The following is a 20,299-nucleotide window of genomic DNA, read 5'->3' as shown; positions in this document are numbered from 1 at the left end:
ACAAATTACGAAAAAGATTCGTTCTTCACTGCAACCACTGTCGTTCCAAATCTGTTTTGCTGTACCCTATCGTAATCTTTTACATAATCGGGGTGCTCGGTCTTTAACACCCGGTCCCAAATGCGGAAATACAACCCGTAATTTCCTTTGAATTTACTGTGATGCAGGTTATGGTGAACCGATGTATTAACGATCTCGAAAAGGAACGAGTTGCGTAACCACTTCGGCGCTATCTCGTAGCCTAAATGCCCGTACACATTGATGATAAAGCCAACTACAATGAAAGAGGTAATAGCGATGGAATGCATTGGCAATACCATGACGATAACCGCCAGTACGATACCCTCCGTCCAGGCTTCAATGAAATGGAAGGAATAAGAAGCGAATGGCGACGGATTAGTACTTTGGTGATGCGTTACGTGTGCCAGTTTAAATAACTTTTTATGATGCAATAAGCGATGCATCCAGTAAAAATAGGTATCATGCAGTACCAGGCTCAGCAACAAACTAACGGGGATCCACCAAAGGGAATAATCATTAATATTTGAATACAATTGCGTATACTGCCTCAATGGCGAATAGGCTACCAGGTAACCTATCAGCGCAAATACCGCAGCTGTTTGTGTAGACTGGAAGATCTCGCGCTTAAAATCTTTCAGATCAGCATTGCGGTTTTGAATTTTTGATCTGCTGTACCAGTTTGTTAAAAGTTTATAGAAAATAAAAAAGGGGACGCCTGCCAGTACAAAATACCTCACGATAGTGATCCCAAAGATAACGGCGATAGTTGCTGCTATTTTTTCCATAATACAAATATACACTGGCTTCTGCCCCAAAAAAATTAACAAAAGTTAATTAACGAACCGGCAGCGAAGATAAATCGCTGATAGGATTAGGGAAGGAAATACCCGGCTCAAACCCATCGTCAAGACTAAACGCTAAGCTATCTCCTGGAATACATAACACTTAGTCCTTAAATAGATTTACACCGTGTTCCAAAGTGTTCCAAAAAAGGTGTTTAACGGCAATAATTTAAGATACACAATTTTTATATAAATACCTATAGATTAATCACTTACAGAACTTACCTAAATAACAGGGATGTTCCAATTTGTTCCACCTAAAAGCTGCAATGCATTGATATACAATAAGTAACACAATACTAGTGTTCCACATTCGCAATTGGAACACAGTGCGTTTATTACCGTAAATTTCAGGCTGAAAGCATTTATTTTATGCTTTTTGCAGTTGCAATCCGCTTGCGGATTCGGCTTAAAGATACCGGTGTAATACCCAGCAGGGTTGCAATGTACTTATCCGGCACCCGGTTAACGATATCGGGTTTTTCCTTCACCAGCTGCAAATAGCGCTCCTCCGGCGAAAACAGGATGAATGATTCTACCCGTGTCATTGATTCTGCCAGCATTCGCTGCAAAAAATGATTACGCGTTGCCGATAGCTTGGGATTATTATCTAAGATAGTTTGGGCTTTACTGTAGTCAATCTCCAAAACTACGGTGTCCTCCAGCGCCTGATAGGTAAAACGCGAGGGCTGGTTAAGAATAATGGTATCATGCGATGCAATGAACTGGTTCTCCCAGCGTAGCAGTACCGTTATTTCTTCACCATTTGGTTTAAGTAAATAGGCTCTGATCAATCCCGTTTTGATATAGGCCAGCTTTTGATTAGCAGACGCTAATGGGATATAAACACCGCCTGAAACTATTTTACGGGTTTGGGCCAGCTTGAACAGGTCGTACATGTCTTTAAAGTCGAGCCCTTTAAAAATAGCGAGATAAAAGCTAATGTCTTCGGCATTAAGCATGCAACAATAATTAAAAATGGTAGCACAAACCTAACAGTAAATATTAAGTTTGCTATCGCAATAATAGCGTCTGGTCGTAATTATTAAACCTTAGTTTATGAAAAACATTACAGTAATAGGCAGCGGTACCATGGGTAATGGCATAGCCCATACCTTTGCCCAAAACGGCTTTGCTGTTTCACTGGTTGATATCAGCGAAATAGCTCTAGCAAAAGCAATGGCAACCATCGCTGCCAACCTTGACAGGCAAATCAAAAAAGGCACCATTGATGAAGCTGCCAAAATTGCAACGCTTGGCAATATAAAAACCTGCACAGACATTTATGAAGGTGCTGCCAACGCCGACCTGGTTGTTGAGGCTGCTACCGAGAACCGGGAGATTAAGCTCAATCTATTTAAGCAACTCAGCAGCATTTGCAAACCCGAAGTCATTTTGGCTTCCAACACCTCCTCTATCTCTATAACCGAAATTGCTGCCGCAACCAATACCCCCGGCAATGTAATCGGTATGCATTTTATGAACCCCGTACCGGTAATGAAGCTTGTTGAGGTGATCCGCGGTTACGCTACTACTGATGAAGTTACCAAAAGCGTTATGCAACTTGCAGAGCAACTGGGTAAATCGCCGGTAGAAGTAAACGATTACCCAGGCTTTGTAGCTAACCGTATTTTAATGCCGATGATCAACGAGGCAATTTACACGCTGTTTGAAGGCGTAGCAGGCGCAACCGAAATTGACACCGTAATGAAACTGGGGATGGCACATCCGATGGGGCCCCTTCAACTGGCAGATTTTATCGGTTTGGATGTTTGTCTTGCCATATTGAATGTACTGCACAAAGGTTTTGGCAACCCCAAATATGCGCCCTGTCCGCTGCTGGTCAACATGGTAATGGCCGGCCACTTGGGGGTGAAAGCAGGTAAAGGCTTTTATAGTTATTGAGGCAACGCACAAGCCCCAAAGAAGTTAAAATTACTACCATAAACAGGGAATTATGTCTCTTTGATGGGATACGCTAGAGCAAACCCGGGTAGCCTTTAATAGGTTGGATGAGGCGACCTGGTACTTAAACCTTTACTTTTTTCATGCGTCAATAGTATATTAAAACATACTACAGATGAAAACATTCTCAAAATTAGGGATCATTTGCGCCTTGGCAGGCTCGATGTTCATTGGATCATGTGCAAGTGAAGCCTACGTTACAGAGCAACCTATTAAACCGGTAAATGTAAGACCAATTGCTCCTTACGCAAATGCCTATTGGGTACCCGGCGAGTGGGTTTGGGGAGGCAACAGGTACGTTTATCAAAACGGATATTATGCACGCGCACGGGCTAATCGTGTTTACGTGCGGGGAGTATGGGCACACGGGCCGCGCGGATACGCTTGGAGACGGGGTCACTGGCGGTAAACTGTTATTCAATTGGCGGTTCGCCGTATGCAAACCGCCAATTACCAGTACATAATTTAAAAGATTTTACCCGGATTCAGGATACCGTTAGGATCAAATACCGCCTTGATGCCCTTCCATAAAGCAAAATGTACAGGCGTGTATTTTAACTGCATATAATCTTTCTGCACCAGGCCAATACCGTGCTCACCCGATAAGGTGCCGCCCAGCGACACGGTTAGCTCAAAAATTTCGGTAATGCCGTCTTTTAATTTACTATTCCAATCCTTATCACTCATACCTGCTTTAATAATGTTTACGTGCAGGTTACCATCGCCCGCATGCCCATAGCAAACGGAAGCAAAACCGTAGCGGCTGCCAATTTCTTTAATGCCATTAATAAGCTTGGGTAAAGCTGCCCGCGGCACCACTGTGTCCTCTTCTTTATAAATCGAGTTAGATTTTACTGAGACTGCCATGGTGCGTCTTATGCGCCAAAGCTCTTCTTTTTGTGCGGCAGAATCGGCAAACAAAACATCCTGGCAATTATGCGCTTCAAGCACTTCGTTTATCTTTTCGCAATCAGAAAATATTACATCCTGGCTGCTGCCATCTGCCTCTATCAGCAAAAAGGCTTCCACCCCATCTTTAAGATCAAAAGTTAAGCCATCGTGCTGGATCACCCATTCTATGCCTTTTCGCTCCATAAATTCCAGTGCGGATGGCACCACCCCCGCCCTGAATATTGCTGAAACCGCCGCGCAAGCATCCTCATTTGAACTGAAAGACGCCAGCATTAACGCATCCAGCGTGGGCTTAGGGATGAGCTTGGTTACAATCTTGGTTACAATGCCCAAGGTCCCTTCCGAACCGATGAGCAGTTGTGTGAGGTTATAGCCCGACGCATATTTGAGGGTGTTGGCACCCGTCCAGATAATTTCACCTGACGGGAGCACTACCTCCATATTTAAAACATACTCGCGAATCGTACCATATTTTACCACTCTTGGTCCGCCGCTGCAATTGGCCACATTGCCGCCAATAAAGCAACTGCCCTTGCTAGCAGGATCTACCGGGTAGAGCAAACCTTTTTCGGCCACCGCGTTGATAAACACCTCGGTGATCACTCCCGGTTCAACAGTAGCCTGCAGGTTTTGCTCATCAATAGTTATGATTTTATTAAAGCGTTCCATGGAGATCATCAGGCCACCGTTAATGGCCAATGCACCGCCCGCCAATCCGGTTCCAGCTCCTCTTGGGGTTACAGGAATCAAATGCTCATTACAAAACTGCATTAATTTGGAAACCTCTTGCGTATCTTTCGGCTTTACCACCACCTCCGGATAAAAAACTAAATCTTCCGTTTCATCGTGACTGTACGCTGCTATAGTTGCGGGTGTGCTCAGTATGGCATCTGCTCCAACTATTTCTGTTAATGCGGTAAGTAGTTCTGTTGTTATGTTATTAAATGCCATCTCTCAATTATCTTTTTTGTAACTAATGGAAACTACAGAATTTTTTACCGGTCCGCCGAGCGGAGGGTGTGCTTTCTTAATGGTAACACAAACGTTTTTGATATGCGAATACTTGTTGGTAATGCCATCGATGATCTTTTGCGCTACAGTTTCTATCAGCTTGTGCGTATTAGCCATCTCGCTTTTAGCAATCTGATACAATTCTTCGTAATTAACGGTATTGGCTATTTTATCATCGTTAAAATCATAACCATTTTCAAACAGCACTTCAATATCAACAACAAAGCGGGTCCCCAAAAGTTGCTCCTCTGGGTAAAACCCGTGATAAGCAAAAAATTCTGCGCCTTCCAATGCCACTTTTACCATAAGCCAAAAGTAATGGATTATTTAATAACAGCAGTTAATTTCATACAGCGTAAACAAACCACCGGTATTCTGTGCGGTTTTATTGGCTATTATTCTTAAGATACTAAAGCTGATTTTATATTATTCATTGTCAAATTCCGACCTAAGCAAATCACTGACAAAAATATTTTTTCAAGGAAAACCAAGTTTAAATCAACTAAACCTACATTTTAGTCAAAACCGCGCTCGCTTTGCCAAAAACAATGATTTAGCCCTGTTTATCTCCCCCTCAAATCAATATCTTTGGTCAACCAATTTCTACGCTCATGGCTAAAACTGATCTGTACGAGGCACCCGATTACTACCAGATTGACGAATTCCTATCTGACGAACACAAACTGATTCGCCAAACGGTTCGGGATTGGGTGAAGAAAGAATTAAGCCCTATCATCGAGGATTATGCCCAAAAAGCAGAATTCCCAATGCACTTGATAAAAGGGCTTGCAGAGATTGGTGCGTTTGGGCCTACCATCCCCGTGGAGTATGGTGGCGCTGGATTGGATTACCTGGCCTATGGCATTATTATGCAGGAGATTGAACGGGGCGATTCGGGCATCCGCTCCGCTTCGTCGGTACAAGGTTCATTGGTGATGTATCCTATTAATGCCTATGGGTCAGAAGAGCAAAAACATAAGTATTTGCCCAAACTTGCATCCGGTGAAATGATGGGCTGTTTTGGCTTAACAGAACCAGACCATGGCAGCAACCCAAGCGGCATGACCACCAATATAAAAGATATAGGTGATCACTATTTGCTCAACGGCGCCAAAATGTGGATCTCCAATTCGCCTTTTGCAGACATTGCCATTGTTTGGGCTAAGGATGAAGCTGGTAAGATCCGCGGTTTAATTGTGGAGCGTGGCATGGAGGGTTTTAGTACACCTACCACGCATAATAAATGGTCATTACGGGCGTCGGCTACCGGCGAACTGGTTTTTGATAATGTTAAAATACCTAAAGACAACCTGCTGCCAAACGTAACAGGTATTAAAGGCCCGCTGGGCTGTTTAAACCAGGCTCGCTATGGCATTGCCTGGGGCGCCTTAGGTGCCGCAATGGATTGTTACGATACCGCCTTGCGCTATGCTAAGGAGCGGATTCAATTTGGAAAACCTATTGCAGGGTTTCAGTTGCAGCAAAAAAAGCTGGCGGAGATGATCACAGAAATCACCAAAGGACAACTGCTGGTTTGGCGATTGGCCATGCTGAAGAACGAAAATCGCGCCACACCTGCGCAAATATCAATGGCGAAACGTAACAGCGTAGAAATTGCGATCAATATTGCCCGCGAAGCCCGCCAAATGCTTGGTGGTATGGGCATTACAGGAGAATATCCAATAATGCGGCATATGATGAACCTGGAGTCTGTTATTACGTATGAAGGTACACACGACATACACCTATTGATTACGGGCATGGATATTACCGGCGAGGATGCCTTTAAATGATAATATATCAGTTTAATTAATAATATTCCCGTCGCTAATATTATATTTGTTTATGTGTTAAACCGACACTAATACCTTGATGCATAATATTGGCAACGGATACTGGAACTATTTTAAACAATTTTGTCTGTGCCTACTGCTTTCTCTAACGATATCCTGTGTTCAAAAAATAGACGATCCCGGCGACTACACTAAAGCATTTAAACCTATACTCGCGAAGGCGAATAAAATCCTTGACAAGCATCCTGACAGCGGTCTCCATTACCTCGACTCTGCTTTCAAAACGCTGACAAACCCCTCTATCCCCGACCGGGTTCGATACTATTCGCTTCATTTTGTTATTGAAAAACGGGTCAGGCATAATTTTGTTAAGGCATCATTGTATGCCGATAGTATGATGAGTACGACTAAAGAAGGTAGCAACAAACCTAAATATGCCGCCCTTACTGCCGAAGCCTTTTTTGCTAAGGGCGATGCTTGTTTTGAACTGCAACTCTTCAGCAATGCTTACCAGAACTATTACGACGGGTATCTGATTGGTAAAAGTCACTTAAATAACGAAGTACTTTCCGATTATACGTATCGCATGGGAATGATTATGTATAAGCAGCGTAATTATAAACTTGCCACCAACTATTTTAAAGAAAGTTACAAGCAAAGCTTATCGGTACCTAATGATTTCCCAGGGTTTTACCGTAAACAAGAGGTTTTAGACAATATTGGGATCAGCTACCGGCGCGACAATAAAATTGATAGTGCTTTGGCATATTTTGACAAGGCTATTGAATTAATTAATTCCTACGAAGGCAAATTTGGCGATAAAAATGTTTTGTTAACCGTAGCCCGTGGTGTGGTTTATGGCAATAAAGCGGAGATTTACATACCACGCAAATTATATGCAGAGGCGGCCGGCCTTCTGCGCCAAAGTATAAGTATCAACCTAACTAAGGGAAATGATAATGTAGATGCCGAATTTTCGGAGATAAAACTGGGAGAAATTTACCTTCAGCGGAGTCAGCACGATTCACTCGAAGGTTTATTGGGCAACTTGCGCAAGCAGTTAGATTCGGTACGTAACCCGGAAGCTGAAGCCGACTGGCATCGCTTATCCGCAAATTACTTTCTTTGGAAGAAAGACCTTCCAAAAGCACTCGATCATATTCAGCAATATAACAAATCGAAAGATTCTCTCTCGGAGAATTCCCGTTTGATCTTAAAAAGCGATGTTTACCAACAATTGGCCAATTATCAAAAGCAACAAGAAATTGATATTCTAAGCAATAACAATAAATTGCAATTAATTTTTTTGTACGCTATCGCAATAGCCGCCATTTTAATTGCTACCATCATGTTTTTAGTATATCGTAACTGGACGCGTTCAAAAAAAGATGTGCTTACGGTAAACATTCTTAATCAGCAAATAAATGAACAAAACCATGTGCTGGAAAATGCGCTCAACGAATTAAATAACAGCAGCCAGGAAAAAGACCGTATTTTACGTGCAGTTGCACATGACCTCCGTAATCCAATCGGGGGAATAGCGTCATTAACCAGTATGATGGCCGATGATGATTATACTGACGAGCAAAAAGAACTGATCAACCTGTTAAAAGAAACCTCAGTAAATTCTCTTGAACTCATAAATGAAATCTTAGAAGCTACAAATCTATCATCGGTTAAATTGAATTTAGAGCAAGTGGAGATCAATTTACTGGTAAACAATAGTGTAGAGCTTTTGCGTTTTAAGGCCGCAGAAAAAAAACAGCCTATTTACTTGGAAACACTTGCCGAACCAACTAATTTGCTCATTAGTCGCGAAAAAATCTGGCGGGTAATCAGCAATTTGATCAGTAATGCTATTAAATTCAGCCCGAGCGGTGCGCCTATAAATGTTAAAGTAGAAAAAGGAGAGCACCAAATTACGATCTCAGTAAAAGACAGCGGGATAGGGATACCAGATAAGATGAAAGACCAGGTGTTTAACCTTTTCACTATCGCACAGCGCCCTGGCACTGCCGGTGAAAAATCATTCGGACTTGGGTTATCTATTTGCCGCCAGATTATAGAAAAGCATCAGGGGAAGATCTGGTTTGAGGGTAATGAAACAGGTGGTTCTACATTTTTTGTGACCTTACCTGCAGCCAATCAATAGCCCGAACCGATTTACTTTAAAAAATCAGCGTACCAGTGCCCTGACCCTTTAACAATACGCCTTTGGGAAGCAAAATCTATATACACAAGTCCAAACCTTGGATGGTAACCTTCGGCCCATTCAAAGTTATCGGTTAACGTCCATACAAAGTACCCGCCCACTTTACAACCTTCCTGCTTAGCTTTCAATACCTCCGCCAAGTGCGTTTGCAGGTAGGCTATCCGTTTAGGGTCGTCAACCGTATCTCCAGTTACCACATCCGGGAAAGCCGCGCCATTCTCAGTAACAATAATGTTCTTGATATTAGGATATCGGCTGTATTGTTTTATCATGTTGTAAATGGCTGGCGGATGCACTTCCCATTTCATACTGGTTAGTTCTACGCTCCGCTTTTCGGCCTTTACCAGCCTGGCACCGATGTAAGGTGTAAAAAAAGAGTATTTAACAATTTCGCGGGTATAATTTTGAAGCCCTATAAAATCAAAATCGAAATTCAGGTTATCCTCATCCCCTGGCTTGTAATACTTTTGAATGCCTTTTATAGCGGCAACTTCGGTTGGATAACCCATACCTAATATCGGCTCAATAAATAGCCGGTTAATAAGCGCATCTGCACGGGTGGCGGCACCTACGTCACGTGGCTTATTGGAGTAAGGTTCAATATGCGAACAGGAGAATGTGGTGCCTAAGTGAGCATCGGGCAGTACTTTGCGGATTGCTTTTGCACCGGCAACAAGGCTAAGCACCACATGGTGCACCGCCGGTAAAAAGTTTCGCAGGCCCATCCTCCCCGGCGCGTGGATCCCTAAAAAATAACCTGCACCCGTAAAAACGGCAGGTTCGTTCATCACCATCCAGTTTTTTACCCGGTCGCCGAAGGCTTCGGCACAAATAATAGCATAATTTGTAAACCAACCAACAATTTCACGGTTGGTCCAGCCGCCTTTATCTTCCAGTGCCTGTGGCAAATCCCAATGATAAACAGTTAACCAGGGTTCTACGCCAATTTGCAAACAGTAGTCTATAACTTTATTGTAATGATCTATCCCCGCCTGGTTAACAGTGCCTTCGCCATTTGGCAAAATGCGAGCCCAGGAGATTGAAAAGCGGTAGTTAGGAATATTGAGCTGCTTTACCAGGTCGATATCCCGCTGATAATTTGCATAATAATCACAGGCAACCGTGGGCTTATCGCCGTTTAAAATTTTTCCCTTCCGGCTGGTAAATGTATCCCAAATGGATATGCCTTTGCCATCGGCATCGCAAGAACCTTCAGTTTGCAGTGCAGCAGTAGATACTCCCCAAGCGAAATCGTCGCCGAAAAGTTTTTTATCGAGCGGTGTATTATGTGTGTTAGATACCATTAAATTGAGCTACTGAGCCCAAAATGTGCATTATAATTTTATAAACGAAACGCTTTCGTTAAATAATTAATGTTTGAACGAAGAACGCATGCTTTTTAAAAACAGGTATTCCCGAATATCATTGATCATGCTGGTTATTTTAATGAAGATCTTCATATGGCTGCTGTTATTAGTATTACTAAGGTATTGTTGCAATATGTAGCGGGTGTGGTTTTTGTGTTATACTATTGTTAAGAATTCCCTGACAACTTGAGGATCTTCACCTCTATGTGGCTTAAGTATTCATTTGGGTGCCCCCTTCGGGCCGGGCTTTGCAGGGCTGCGCTGCGCTCCGGCCCTTCGGGCTAAACCCTTACAATCCCTGGCACATTTATTCTTGCGTTGCCCCGCATGCTCTTAAGTAGAAGTATCGTGATCAAATGGGCCTGCTTACGTGGCGCTTTAACACAATATTTACCCTGTCCTGTTGAATATTTGGTTGCACGTTGATTACTTTTGATGCGATGAAAAGCCATTTTAGTCAACTGCTTAATTACGACTGCTATGCCAACCTGCAAATGAATAATTTGATTTCACAGTGGCCGGAAATAATGCAGCCCGTTAAATTAATGGCACATTTATTATCCGCGCAGCAGAGATGGCTAAGCCGTTGTAAATTTGAACCCGCTCCAGCTACTTCACTGTGGCCGGATTGGCCGGCAAATGAATTTGCGCAAATCATAAAATCCAATAATTTAGATTGGATCACCTACCTTGATCATTTGCAACCAGAAGAGTTTAACAGCACAATTACTTATCAAAACACGCTGGGAGAAAATTTTTCTGATCAACTGGCTGATGTACTGGCCCATTTGGTAAATCATGGCACGCATCACCGGGCACAAATTGGGCAGCTTTTAAAATTAGCAGGTGCCTCTCTCCCTCAAACAGACTATATCTTTTATTTGCGCCAATTGAATAAATAATAATACTACAATAACCTATATGACTAAATTTTTTGCCGCCATCATTTTAAGCAGCTTATTTTTAAGCTGTACCGATACAAAAAAACAGGAAAAGGAATTGCTCGACCAGGTAATCGCCGTACATGATAAAGTAATGGCAAAAGAAAGCCAGATGATGGAGAACAAAATGCAGCTGGACACCATGCTTAAAAAAGCGTCCGTCCCCGAAGAAAAACAATCTATAGCAGTAACTTCCGCATCTTTAGAACAAACCGATAATGCTATGGAAGACTGGATGCACAAATTTGATGCGGAAAATAAAGGAAAATCGCATGAGGCAGTTATGGCTTATTTAAGCGATCAGAAAAAACAGATCGATAGTATCGCTAAACAATTTGATGCAGCCATTGCGGCGTCCGACAATTTTATTAAAGTTCACAAAAGATAATGAGAAAACTAGCTATATTATTTGGAATAATCCTCCTTTTCGCTGCCTGTAAAAGCAGCGATACTAAACGCACCCTGCCTATTTATGGCAACAGGGATACTGCTACAAAAATTGTCGATGGCAAAAAAGTGGTGGATACTATTTACCAAACTATTCCCGCTTTTAAGTTTGTAAACCAGTACGGCAATAGCATCACTGATAAAAGCCTTAAAGGTGATATCTATGTAGCCGATTTCTTTTTTACCACCTGCCCGTCTATCTGCCCTATTATGCATCGCAATATGCTTAATGTTTATAAGGAGTTTAAAAATACGCCTGATGTAAAAATCATCTCACACAGTATCGACCCGAAACATGATAGCGTAAAAGTGCTTAAAACCTATGCCGATAAATTGGGCATTAGTGGTAATACCTGGTGGTTGCTGCAGGGAAATAAAGAAGAAACTTATGCGCTTAGCGCAAGCTACCTGGTTCGCCGGCCCGAAGAAAGCGCCAAGGAGATCTTTATCCATGATGGCATGTTTATCCTTATCGACAAGAAAAAGCAAATTCGTGGCAGTTATGATGGTACCGACGATAACGATGTGGCCCGACTCATAGCTGATATTAAAACGCTGAGAGCTGAAACCAATACGGAAATTGCGCAATGAAAACGCGAATAATTACCGGTATTATCTTTATAATTGCCGTGATCGCAGTAGCATCGTGTGACACCGATATGGAGTTTAAGCGGTATTATATAGGCGGCGAGCCTATTTACCGGCAGCGTTGTCAAAACTGCCATGGAGCAAATGGCGAAGGCCTATCCAGCTTGTACCCCGCCCTTAATGACGGCACTTTTCTGAAAACAAATAAAAACTTACTGGCTTGCTATGTCAATAATGGCATTAAAGGCAAAATAATGGTCATTAATGGCAAAAGCTTCGTCGGCGATATGCCTGCGAACGACATCGCCCCGGTCGACATCGCCAAAGTACTTACCTACGTAGGCAACTCATTTGGCAATAAAATGGGTACTTTTTCTTCCGATGAAGTGAGCAAGCAATTGAAAGATTGTAAGTAACTTAATAATCAATGCATTCTGTTTTAGACGCCCGAAACTTCCCGGGAAAGATCTCGAAACCGTTAATAAGCTCCGATGGACTCCTTCCCAACATACTGTTAATCTGTATGCTTATTAAGTCGAGATATTGCGTTGCCAATGTTTACCTGTGAGCTTGATAGTAAGATGATCATCTTTCAGTTGATTGAATTAAATACCCTTGTCAAAATTCTGGTTTACACCGCGTTGAAATCTTAATCAACGCTGTGCAAACACAAACGCTTAACCCTTTGTTAAAAAAACAAAAGCAAATATTATGGAACAACAATTTGATGCCGTACTTACGGGTTCGGAAGGTGATGTAAACGGAATCGTTACAAGCCACGAAAGCGGTGCTTACGAGTTTAATTCAATTGATGGCAGCCTGCAACTAACCATTGCGCGCAATGCAGAAAACAAATGGGAACGCATTGCCGGCAGCGAGCCATATTTTGGCGGATGGGTAGATGAACTGGCCGAACAAATAAGTACGGCTGTAAATAATTAATATGGAATACAGGGAATTAGGAAAATCTGGCTTATTAGTTCATCCATTAGTGTTTGGCGGGAACGTTTTCGGTTGGACTGCCGACGAAAAAACATCGTTTTCGTTGCTGGATGCATTCATTGATGAGGGGTTTAACTTTGTTGACACTGCCGATGTATACTCTTACTGGGTGCCAGGCCATAGCGGTGGCGAATCTGAAATAATTATAGGTAAATGGTTTAAACAAGGCGGCAGGCGAGATAAAGTTATTTTGGCTACCAAAGTTGGGAAACCCATGGGGGAAGGCAAAAAGGGCCTTTCGAAAGCTTATATTACCAGTGCCGTAGAAGCTTCGTTGAAACGATTACAGACCGACTATATAGATCTTTATCAATCGCATGACGATGATGCAGATACGCCACTGCTGGAAACAATGGAAGCTTTTAACGATTTGATCAAACAGGGTAAGGTTCGTGCCATCGGCGCATCAAATTTTAAAGCCGACAGGTTACGCGAGGCGCTTCAGGTAAGCAAAGATAACGGCTTGGCCCGTTATGAAAGTTTGCAGCCGGAATATAACCTTTATGACCGTGAAGATTATGAAACGCAATACGAGTCTTTGTGCCGTGAAAATAACCTGGGAGTAATTTCTTACTTTTCCTTGGCAAGCGGTTTCCTTACCGGAAAATATCGGTCTGAAAACGACTTGGGTAAAAGCCAGCGTGGCGGAGGTGTTAAAAAATACCTTAATGGGCGCGGATATAAGATCCTGGCGGCGCTTGACAAGGTGGCGGGCGAACATAATGCCGCACCAGCAGCCATCGCGCTGGCTTGGGTAATGGCAAGGCCGGGCATTACGGGGCCTATTGCCAGCGCTACCAGCGTTCATCAATTAAAAGAAACAAGCAAAGCCGCTGAATTGCAGCTCAGCCCGCAGCAGATAGAATTACTGACCACGGCCAGTAACTACTAACAAAAAAAACCTCCCCACCCGGGAGGTTTTTTTTTAATATAATCAGGCATCAGAAGCTTAGAATCTTGATGGGCGGTTGAAACCACCTCGATTCCCACCGCGGTCACCATTGTTTTGCGCAACCTGGCCGCCACCGAAACTCCCCCTGTCTTGTCTGCCACCACCATGTTGGTTGCCGCCGCCATTACCTGGCTGGCCGGGTTGTTGTTGCCCGCCACCGTTCTGGCCGCCCCATCCGCCATGCTGGCTTCCTCCGCCGTTAGTGGGCTGAGTAGGCATTTGTCCGCCACCAGTTTGGCCGCCCCTTCCGCCACGGCCACCGCTTTGATCTCCGCCTGGCTGGCCAAAGTCTCCGCGACGGTCATCACGCCGCCATCCGACAACGCCCTGATTTCGGTCTGGTTGGCCGTACCCACCGCCTCGATTATTATTCCGGCCCCAGTCGCCCCTGTTATAGTCACGATCATTCCCACGGCTGGCGTAATCATTATTTCTACGCCCCCAGTTGCCGTGGGCATCATTACCTCCCCAACGGCCACGGTAAGTATCATGATTCATGTATGGCCTATGGCCTCTAATTTCAAAACGGCGTGCATTTCGCCAATCGTAGTTGCGGTAAGCACCGGGTAAATATTGACCCCTTACCCAACGATTTCCATCATTATAAAAATAACAGTTTAATGGTACGCTATAATAGGCTTCAACATCTGGCAGGTAATAATAATCATCGCTGTTATCAAAACTATCATTATACACCGGGCCGTAAACTGGCGCGGGGGCTGGGGCGTATACCTGCCTTACCGGTACGTTAAAGCCGATATGTACAGAAATTTGCGCATTGGCCTTGTTAACAAACAAACTGCTTAATGCTATTGCGGAAACTAAATATATCTTTTTCATCGTTTTAAATTTTATACAGCTATGACCACTGCAAAAACCAAAAGTTTAATTGACGGTTACCTATAATATCTTCACAAAACAGATCTGACAAACTTTATTACTAAATTATCTATCGAAACAGAATTATATTCTAAAAATCAAATAACAGTATCGGTTTAGCAATTGAAAATTCTTTAGACATGGTTGAAAAATATTTCTGCCGTTTTGAAAATCACACAAATCCGGACCTTTTTTGAACTTCAAATTTCCGCATCCCCTATATAATGAGTTAATTTGAGTAAGCCAATAATATCATATGAAAAACAACAAGATCTTACGCACATTGCCTGCGCTGGCCTTTGCCGGCCTCAGCATTCTATTTGTAGCCTGCAACGGCGACAAAGCCAAAACAGCCGACTCAAACGATACCACGAGCGCTTCCGCTGACACAAGCGGACCGGGTTTAACTTTACCGGCCGGGTTTACCGCCTCGGTTATCGCCAAAGATTTAGGGGTTACCAGGCATATCGCCATTTCGCCTCAAGGCGGCATCTACCTGAAACGGAATAGCGGTAAGGAGACCAAAGGCGGTATCCTCTACCTCACAGAAAACAATGGTAAAGCTACCGTCAAATCGCAGTTTGGCGATTTCGGAGGAACAGGCATCTATTTAAAAAATGGCTACCTGTATGCCTCGTCTGATGAAGAGGTTTTCAGATATAAACTGAATGAAAAAAATGAAGTGATCGACCCAAATAAGCCGGAGAAAGTTGTAACCGGACTGATCTCCCGCAATGAGCATGAGGCGAAGGCAATCTTGTTAGACGATGCAGGTAACCTTTATGTTAACATTGGTGCTTATTCAAATTCATGCCAGGTTAAAGACCGCAAAAAAGGCTCACCAGGTCAGCCTGGTTGCCCTATACTGGATTCGGCAGGCGGCATTTGGCAATTTAAGGCCGACAAGCTCAACCAAACGTATAAAGACGGCATCCGTTATGCTACCGGCTTGCGCAATGTAGTAGGGATGGATTGGAACAAAGAACTGAACAAACTATTTGTGATGCAGCATGGACGCGACCAATTACATGAGCTATTCCCAGACTTGTATACGGATAAGCAATCAGCTGTTTTACCGGCCGAGTGCCTGTTTGCCATTAATAAAGGCGACAATGCCGGCTGGCCATATGTATACTACGACCCACAGCAGAAAAAGAAACTGGTGATGCCGGAATATGGCGGCGATGGCAAAAAAGAAGGCGATGCTAAATATTTAACACCTGTGGCGGCGTTCCCCGGTCACCTGGCACCTAATGGGTTGTTATTTTATACTGGTAGCCAGTTCCCGGAGAAATATAAGAAAGGTGCATTTATCGCCTTCCACGGATCATGGAACCGCGCACCCGAACCACAGGCCGGCTACTTTGTAGTTTTTCAACCGATGAAAGACGGCAAAGCCGATGGTGAAATGGAAGTATTTGCCGACGGCTTCTCTGGCTCAGCGGAAAATACCGCCAAAGGCAGCGCCAAACACCGCCCTTGCGGCTTGGCCCAGGGTCCAGATGGCTCGCTCTATGTGACGGATGATACCAAGGGTAATCTCTATAAGATCAGCTACAAAAAATAGCGTTAAAAAATCCCCGCCCTGTTTCAGGAGCGGGGATTTTTTAATATTTAAACTACTTCTCCCAGCCTGTTTCCTTGAGGGCCGGGTCGTTATCTTTCGCAAGGAAATCATTATTAGATAAGGGACCTGCTTGCCATTCTAAAATGGCTTCATCAGGTACAATTTCCACAGGTTTTTGCCAAGAGGTGGATGTTTCATTATAAGCCAGGTTTGATTGCAGCGAATAACAGCTGATAACAGACCAGCGCGGCTTGTCGGATAAATTAGCCTCAGACCGGTGCAACAGGTTACTATGGAAAAATAAAGCATCCCCTGCCTTGATCTCACAGTAAACCAGGTCCATTGTTTGGAGGGCGTTGTTAACCATCGTCATATCTGCACCTACCTGCTCGCCGGAAAACCCATGATTTAGCCGCCCCAGTTTATGCGATCCTTTAATTACCTGCAGGCAGCCGTTCTGTTGATCAGCATCAGTTAGGGCAACCATAACGCTCAACATTTCATCGGGAAACATAAACTGGTTTTTATACCAATAACCATAATCCTGGTGCCATTCCCAAGCGCCACCAACTCTGGGTTCCTTCTGCATTAATTTAGAGTGAAAGTGGCACACCGCAGCATGCCCGCCCAACAGTTGCGCCACGGGAATTATCATTCGCTTACTTCGCGTTAGATAACCAAATACATCGTTTCCCGGTGTAAACCACAAGGACAACCTTGTTTTTTTGCCGGATTGATCATTTAAATCCAATGCATTTTTACGCATGGCATCGTCACTAACAGCAGTGCTGTATAGCTTTTCAATTTCTGTATCGGTGCAGAATTGCTTTACCACTAAATAGCCGTCGCGCTTATACGCTTCGATCTGTTCATTGCTGAGTGCGTTGCTATCCATACTTTTAACTTACAATGGCCAACTAAATCCAGGCAGAAATTATCAATCCCAATTAAAGGTTACTATCTTATTATCCAGTTTCCATTTTTGTGGAAACTGCTCTGTTAGCCAGTCTAAGGGTTCGCCGGTTGGCTGCACCCTGGCGGCTTGCGCAAATGCACTTTTTATAGCTGCTTTTTTATCGGCTGTTAAGGTCTCTAATTCGGCCGAGATGAATAAAGGTGAACCACTGCCTGCTAATAGTTCCAGCCATTGTTTATTTTTATCCCAGGGAACGTCTTTTGTGAGGCCTACGCAATCGCCATCTGCCGCGTAAAAAGTGTTATGATGCGGCAAGCGGAACCCGAGGGTGTTCACCCCCATTTTTTTGGTACGGGCCCATTCCTTACCGCTGGTATCATCACCTGTGCGGTTAAGTTCAAATACTCCCGCAGATAAATGGCTCATCGTATTACAGCCAATTATATACATATCACCTGCCGAATCGCGGATAGCGCTGTAAAGATTATTGATGATTTCTGCATTGGTTTTTGTTTGGTCGGCATATTTCCAGCCGGGCGCAGTCAGGCTATCATTCATTCGCATACCCCATTTGCCAAAAATATCATACGAACTGAAATCGTGCTTTACCATGTGGTAGCCCCATTGCTTGTATAAAGCAATGTTACGTTTTACCCGTTCGATGGTTTCCGGAACAGTTGGGTCAAGGATCTCTCCTTTCTCCCGGCCTGGAATGGCAGGTGCAAGGATACTTTCTTTATCATCCTTACGGGCAATAAGCGGCCTTGTCCATAGGCCGGGCCGCATACCAAGGCCTTTTATCTCGTCGGCCATTTTATGCATATCCTTAAACTTGTCGTTCACCATCGAAAAATCATCGGACTGCTGCCAACCGTCATCGATCACCGAAAACGGCTTATTGTTATGATCGCTTACAAACTCAGCCATAGCGGCAGTTTGCTCCTTTATGGTTTGGTAGGAATTTTTGCCATAAACCACGTACCAGTCGTTAATACCGTACACCGGCTGCTTGGGAAGCCGCGGATTAGTGCACATGATTTTGCAAAAGCGGGTGGCCACTGCATAAGCGTTTTCTCCCGGCTTGCTCATCGTAGTAACAATATCCGCCGCATGTAATTTGCGTTGCCCCAGCAATACCGCGGAGCCCCCGCTGCGGGTATCCATGGTAAGTTCCATACTTGCCGGTTTCACCTCCCAGTAGCAAATGGTATTGCCACCGGTTTTCACCCCAAAGCAGGCCGTTTGCTTATCATCGTGGAGTAATACGTACCAGGGCTTTTTTGCGCTGGATTCGGGAGCTGCCCACCCTAGATCACCGTAGCTGCGTTCCCAGTGATCGCCTAAAACTTTGGTGCGTGCCGCCGTCTGATATTTCCATACCAGGCGAACTGCCATTAACCCGGATTGTGATGCCTGGATAGTTACCGACTGTGCATTACCGCCTGATTTCAGGGCAACAATAATGTCTTTATAAGTATAAGCCGAACCGGAGGCCCGAAGTTTTACCCACCCTTCAATAGTCTGCGCCCAGGCTTCCGAAGGATGACTAATGAGTGCTTCACTTGTGCCGGTAGCGTAGGTAAGCCTGCTATACATAGTTGCGGCAAGCGTTGCAGCAGACAGTTTGATGAAATTACGTCTTAACATAGGATATATAATTGTGTTAAAACTAGTAATTAATTTAAAAAATCGATGTAACAATTGTACTTGGTGCAAGTCAAAATACTACGGACCGTTAAATTTAAATAGCAATTACTATGAATTGGAAGTTTTTATCCCGCAAAAAAGAAGCAGAAGCTATTAAGCCAAAGAAAAGCAAAACGCGGGAATGGCTGGATGCTATTATTTTTGCGCTGGTAGCTTCTACCATTATCCGGGGCCTTTTATTTTCGGCCTTTGCTATTCCGTCGGCCTCTATGGAGGGCAGCTTAATGACTGGTGATTACCTTTTCGTAAGCAAACTATCTTACGGGGCACGCATGCCAATAACGCCTGTAGCAGTTCCTTTTTTAGAATCTACCATCAGTGGCACGCAAATTAAAACGTATTGGGATGGCCTGCAATTACCTTATTACCGGCTGCCGGGTTTTGGAGATGTACAAAGAGGTGATGCGGTAGTATTTAATTACCCGGCAGAAACTGTGCCCCGCCCCGTTGATATGCGCGTGCACTATATTAAGCGCTGCGTTGGCCTGCCAGGAGAAACGATTACGATTGTGAACGGACAAGCTTATGCCGATGGTAAATTTGTAAATAACGCCCCGGAAGCCCAAACATCCTCTATCGTTACCACTAACGGCACGCCCATAAATCCTGAACTCATTCAAAATCTAAAAATAGAAGTGCGCCAACAGCTGGATGCCAACAGTTATGAAATGGTCATTCCGGCGGCTAGCTATGCCGAATTAAAAAACAATGTTAAGGACATTAAACCGGTTATTGAACCAAAAGACCTGGCAGATCAGCGCGTTTTCCCTCAAAGTGACTTGTTTAAATGGAACGAGGATAACTTTGGGCCGATACTGGTACCGAAAAAAGGAACGGTAATTAAATTAAATGACTCTACCATAGCGCTATACAGCCGCGCCATCGAAGTGTATGAGCATAACAAGCTGGAAGTAAAAGGCAAAGAGGTATACATCAACGATAAAAAAGCCGACACCTATACCTTTAAAATGGGGTATTATTGGATGATGGGTGATAACCGGCACAACTCAGAAGATTCCCGCTTTTGGGGATTTGTTCCTGAGGACCATATTGTAGGTAAGGCGGTAATAACGTGGATGAGCATCGACAGTACGGAATCTTTCCTCAGCAAGATCCGCTGGAACAGGATCTTCAGGCCGATACCAAGTGTGAAGCAATAGGCTGATCTTACATTGCT

20 protein-coding genes are annotated in these 20,299 nt (G+C 43.9%); 12 read left to right on the top strand and 8 right to left on the bottom strand.

Annotated features, from left to right (window positions below):
• Nucleotides 1-5: 5 nt before the first annotated feature.
• The gene (locus A0256_15850; GenBank protein ID AMR32790.1) at nt 6-806 is read right to left on the bottom strand and encodes a sterol desaturase; all 801 of its coding nucleotides are present in this window, start codon (nt 804-806) and stop codon (nt 6-8) included.
• Between the two features lie 422 nt (nt 807-1,228).
• On the bottom strand, nt 1,229-1,825 hold the full coding sequence (locus A0256_15845) for a hypothetical protein (GenBank protein AMR32789.1): 597 nt from the start codon (nt 1,823-1,825) through the stop codon (nt 1,229-1,231).
• A 97-nt stretch (nt 1,826-1,922) separates the two neighbouring features.
• Here A0256_15845 and A0256_15840 point away from each other — a divergent pair, with 97 nt between their 5' ends.
• Both A0256_15840 and A0256_15835 read left to right on the top strand, forming a co-directional pair.
• A complete protein-coding gene (locus tag A0256_15840; GenBank protein ID AMR32788.1) occupies nt 1,923-2,768 on the top strand; it encodes a 3-hydroxybutyryl-CoA dehydrogenase in 846 nt (281 codons plus the stop codon).
• Nucleotides 2,769-3,079: 311 nt separating this feature from the next.
• A complete protein-coding gene (locus A0256_15835) occupies nt 3,080-3,292 on the top strand; it encodes a hypothetical protein (GenBank protein ID AMR32787.1) in 213 nt (70 codons plus the stop codon).
• A gap of 1 nt (nt 3,293) precedes the next feature.
• Here A0256_15835 and A0256_15830 read toward each other — a convergent pair whose 3' ends face one another.
• Together A0256_15830 and A0256_15825 are read right to left on the bottom strand one after the other, a co-directional pair.
• Nucleotides 3,294-4,691: a dehydrogenase gene (locus tag A0256_15830; GenBank protein ID AMR32786.1), complete on the bottom strand. Its 1,398-nt coding sequence runs from the start codon at nt 4,689-4,691 to the stop codon at nt 3,294-3,296.
• 3 nt (nt 4,692-4,694) lie between these two features.
• A complete protein-coding gene (locus A0256_15825) occupies nt 4,695-5,057 on the bottom strand; it encodes a dihydroneopterin aldolase (GenBank protein ID AMR32785.1) in 363 nt (120 codons plus the stop codon).
• A 305-nt stretch (nt 5,058-5,362) separates the two neighbouring features.
• Here A0256_15825 and A0256_15820 point away from each other — a divergent pair, with 305 nt between their 5' ends.
• Both A0256_15820 and A0256_15815 read left to right on the top strand, forming a co-directional pair.
• Complete coding sequence (locus tag A0256_15820) at nt 5,363-6,544, top strand: acyl-CoA dehydrogenase (protein AMR32784.1); 1,182 nt, start codon at nt 5,363-5,365, stop codon at nt 6,542-6,544.
• 79 nt (nt 6,545-6,623) lie between these two features.
• On the top strand, nt 6,624-8,696 hold the full coding sequence (locus A0256_15815; protein AMR32783.1) for a hypothetical protein: 2,073 nt from the start codon (nt 6,624-6,626) through the stop codon (nt 8,694-8,696).
• 11 nt (nt 8,697-8,707) lie between these two features.
• Here A0256_15815 and A0256_15810 read toward each other — a convergent pair whose 3' ends face one another.
• Complete coding sequence (locus tag A0256_15810) at nt 8,708-10,060, bottom strand: beta-galactosidase (GenBank protein AMR32782.1); 1,353 nt, start codon at nt 10,058-10,060, stop codon at nt 8,708-8,710.
• A 503-nt stretch (nt 10,061-10,563) separates the two neighbouring features.
• Between A0256_15810 and A0256_15805 the strand changes: the two genes are divergently transcribed.
• The 6 genes from A0256_15805 to A0256_15780 all read left to right on the top strand — a co-directional run bounded on the left by A0256_15805 (nt 10,564) and on the right by A0256_15780 (nt 13,993).
• Complete coding sequence (locus A0256_15805; protein AMR32781.1) at nt 10,564-11,025, top strand: hypothetical protein; 462 nt, start codon at nt 10,564-10,566, stop codon at nt 11,023-11,025.
• A gap of 19 nt (nt 11,026-11,044) precedes the next feature.
• Nucleotides 11,045-11,452: a hypothetical protein gene (locus A0256_15800; GenBank protein ID AMR32780.1), complete on the top strand. Its 408-nt coding sequence runs from the start codon at nt 11,045-11,047 to the stop codon at nt 11,450-11,452.
• On the top strand, nt 11,452-12,102 hold the full coding sequence (locus A0256_15795) for an electron transporter (protein AMR32779.1): 651 nt from the start codon (nt 11,452-11,454) through the stop codon (nt 12,100-12,102). Before A0256_15800 ends, A0256_15795 begins: the two co-directional genes overlap by 1 nt.
• Complete coding sequence (locus A0256_15790) at nt 12,099-12,515, top strand: hypothetical protein (protein ID AMR32778.1); 417 nt, start codon at nt 12,099-12,101, stop codon at nt 12,513-12,515. The genes A0256_15795 and A0256_15790 overlap by 4 nt, the downstream gene beginning before the upstream one ends.
• A gap of 295 nt (nt 12,516-12,810) precedes the next feature.
• The gene (locus A0256_15785; protein AMR32777.1) at nt 12,811-13,041 is read left to right on the top strand and encodes a hypothetical protein; all 231 of its coding nucleotides are present in this window, start codon (nt 12,811-12,813) and stop codon (nt 13,039-13,041) included.
• 1 nt (nt 13,042) lies between these two features.
• Complete coding sequence (locus tag A0256_15780; protein AMR32776.1) at nt 13,043-13,993, top strand: alcohol dehydrogenase; 951 nt, start codon at nt 13,043-13,045, stop codon at nt 13,991-13,993.
• 57 nt (nt 13,994-14,050) lie between these two features.
• On the opposite strand, the gene A0256_15775 is transcribed toward A0256_15780, so the two are convergent.
• Nucleotides 14,051-14,893, bottom strand: a complete 843-nt coding sequence (locus A0256_15775; GenBank protein ID AMR32775.1) for a hypothetical protein — start codon at nt 14,891-14,893, stop codon at nt 14,051-14,053.
• 295 nt (nt 14,894-15,188) lie between these two features.
• Between A0256_15775 and A0256_15770 the strand changes: the two genes are divergently transcribed.
• On the top strand, nt 15,189-16,499 hold the full coding sequence (locus tag A0256_15770; GenBank protein ID AMR32774.1) for a sorbosone dehydrogenase: 1,311 nt from the start codon (nt 15,189-15,191) through the stop codon (nt 16,497-16,499).
• 52 nt (nt 16,500-16,551) lie between these two features.
• On the opposite strand, the gene A0256_15765 is transcribed toward A0256_15770, so the two are convergent.
• Nucleotides 16,552-17,394, bottom strand: coding sequence for a proline hydroxylase (locus A0256_15765; protein ID AMR32773.1), 843 nt, complete (start codon nt 17,392-17,394; stop codon nt 16,552-16,554).
• Nucleotides 17,395-17,436: 42 nt separating this feature from the next.
• Complete coding sequence (locus A0256_15760) at nt 17,437-19,062, bottom strand: hypothetical protein (protein ID AMR32772.1); 1,626 nt, start codon at nt 19,060-19,062, stop codon at nt 17,437-17,439.
• 110 nt (nt 19,063-19,172) lie between these two features.
• Between A0256_15760 and A0256_15755 the strand changes: the two genes are divergently transcribed.
• Entirely contained in the window at nt 19,173-20,282 is a 1,110-nt protein-coding gene (locus tag A0256_15755; GenBank protein ID AMR32771.1) for a S26 family signal peptidase, read from the top strand.
• Nucleotides 20,283-20,299 lie beyond the last annotated feature (17 nt).

It is taken from the genome of Mucilaginibacter sp. PAMC 26640 (genome assembly GCA_001596135.1).
Classification (GTDB): Bacteria; Bacteroidota; Bacteroidia; order Sphingobacteriales; family Sphingobacteriaceae; genus Mucilaginibacter.
Note: the sequence above shows the minus strand (reverse complement) of the source record. Positions and strands in the feature narration are given on the sequence as shown.

Bases quoted from the DNA above. Each gene is read 5' to 3' on its own strand.
- A0256_15850 (AMR32790.1), bottom strand. From the start codon at position 806: ATGGAAAAAATAGCAGCAACTATCGCCGTTATCTTTGGGATCACTATC.
- A0256_15845 (AMR32789.1), bottom strand. From the start codon at position 1,825: ATGCTTAATGCCGAAGACATTAGCTTTTATCTCGCTATTTTTAAAGGG.
- A0256_15840 (AMR32788.1), top strand. From the start codon at position 1,923: ATGAAAAACATTACAGTAATAGGCAGCGGTACCATGGGTAATGGCATA.
- A0256_15835 (AMR32787.1), top strand. From the start codon at position 3,080: ATGCCTATTGGGTACCCGGCGAGTGGGTTTGGGGAGGCAACAGGTACG.
- A0256_15830 (AMR32786.1), bottom strand. From the start codon at position 4,691: ATGGCATTTAATAACATAACAACAGAACTACTTACCGCATTAACAGAA.
- A0256_15825 (AMR32785.1), bottom strand. From the start codon at position 5,057: ATGGTAAAAGTGGCATTGGAAGGCGCAGAATTTTTTGCTTATCACGGG.
- A0256_15820 (AMR32784.1), top strand. From the start codon at position 5,363: ATGGCTAAAACTGATCTGTACGAGGCACCCGATTACTACCAGATTGAC.
- A0256_15815 (AMR32783.1), top strand. From the start codon at position 6,624: ATGCATAATATTGGCAACGGATACTGGAACTATTTTAAACAATTTTGT.
- A0256_15810 (AMR32782.1), bottom strand. From the start codon at position 10,060: ATGGTATCTAACACACATAATACACCGCTCGATAAAAAACTTTTCGGC.
- A0256_15805 (AMR32781.1), top strand. From the start codon at position 10,564: ATGAAAAGCCATTTTAGTCAACTGCTTAATTACGACTGCTATGCCAAC.
- A0256_15800 (AMR32780.1), top strand. From the start codon at position 11,045: ATGACTAAATTTTTTGCCGCCATCATTTTAAGCAGCTTATTTTTAAGC.
- A0256_15795 (AMR32779.1), top strand. From the start codon at position 11,452: ATGAGAAAACTAGCTATATTATTTGGAATAATCCTCCTTTTCGCTGCC.
- A0256_15790 (AMR32778.1), top strand. From the start codon at position 12,099: ATGAAAACGCGAATAATTACCGGTATTATCTTTATAATTGCCGTGATC.
- A0256_15785 (AMR32777.1), top strand. From the start codon at position 12,811: ATGGAACAACAATTTGATGCCGTACTTACGGGTTCGGAAGGTGATGTA.
- A0256_15780 (AMR32776.1), top strand. From the start codon at position 13,043: ATGGAATACAGGGAATTAGGAAAATCTGGCTTATTAGTTCATCCATTA.
- A0256_15775 (AMR32775.1), bottom strand. From the start codon at position 14,893: ATGAAAAAGATATATTTAGTTTCCGCAATAGCATTAAGCAGTTTGTTT.
- A0256_15770 (AMR32774.1), top strand. From the start codon at position 15,189: ATGAAAAACAACAAGATCTTACGCACATTGCCTGCGCTGGCCTTTGCC.
- A0256_15765 (AMR32773.1), bottom strand. From the start codon at position 17,394: ATGGATAGCAACGCACTCAGCAATGAACAGATCGAAGCGTATAAGCGC.
- A0256_15760 (AMR32772.1), bottom strand. From the start codon at position 19,062: ATGTTAAGACGTAATTTCATCAAACTGTCTGCTGCAACGCTTGCCGCA.
- A0256_15755 (AMR32771.1), top strand. From the start codon at position 19,173: ATGAATTGGAAGTTTTTATCCCGCAAAAAAGAAGCAGAAGCTATTAAG.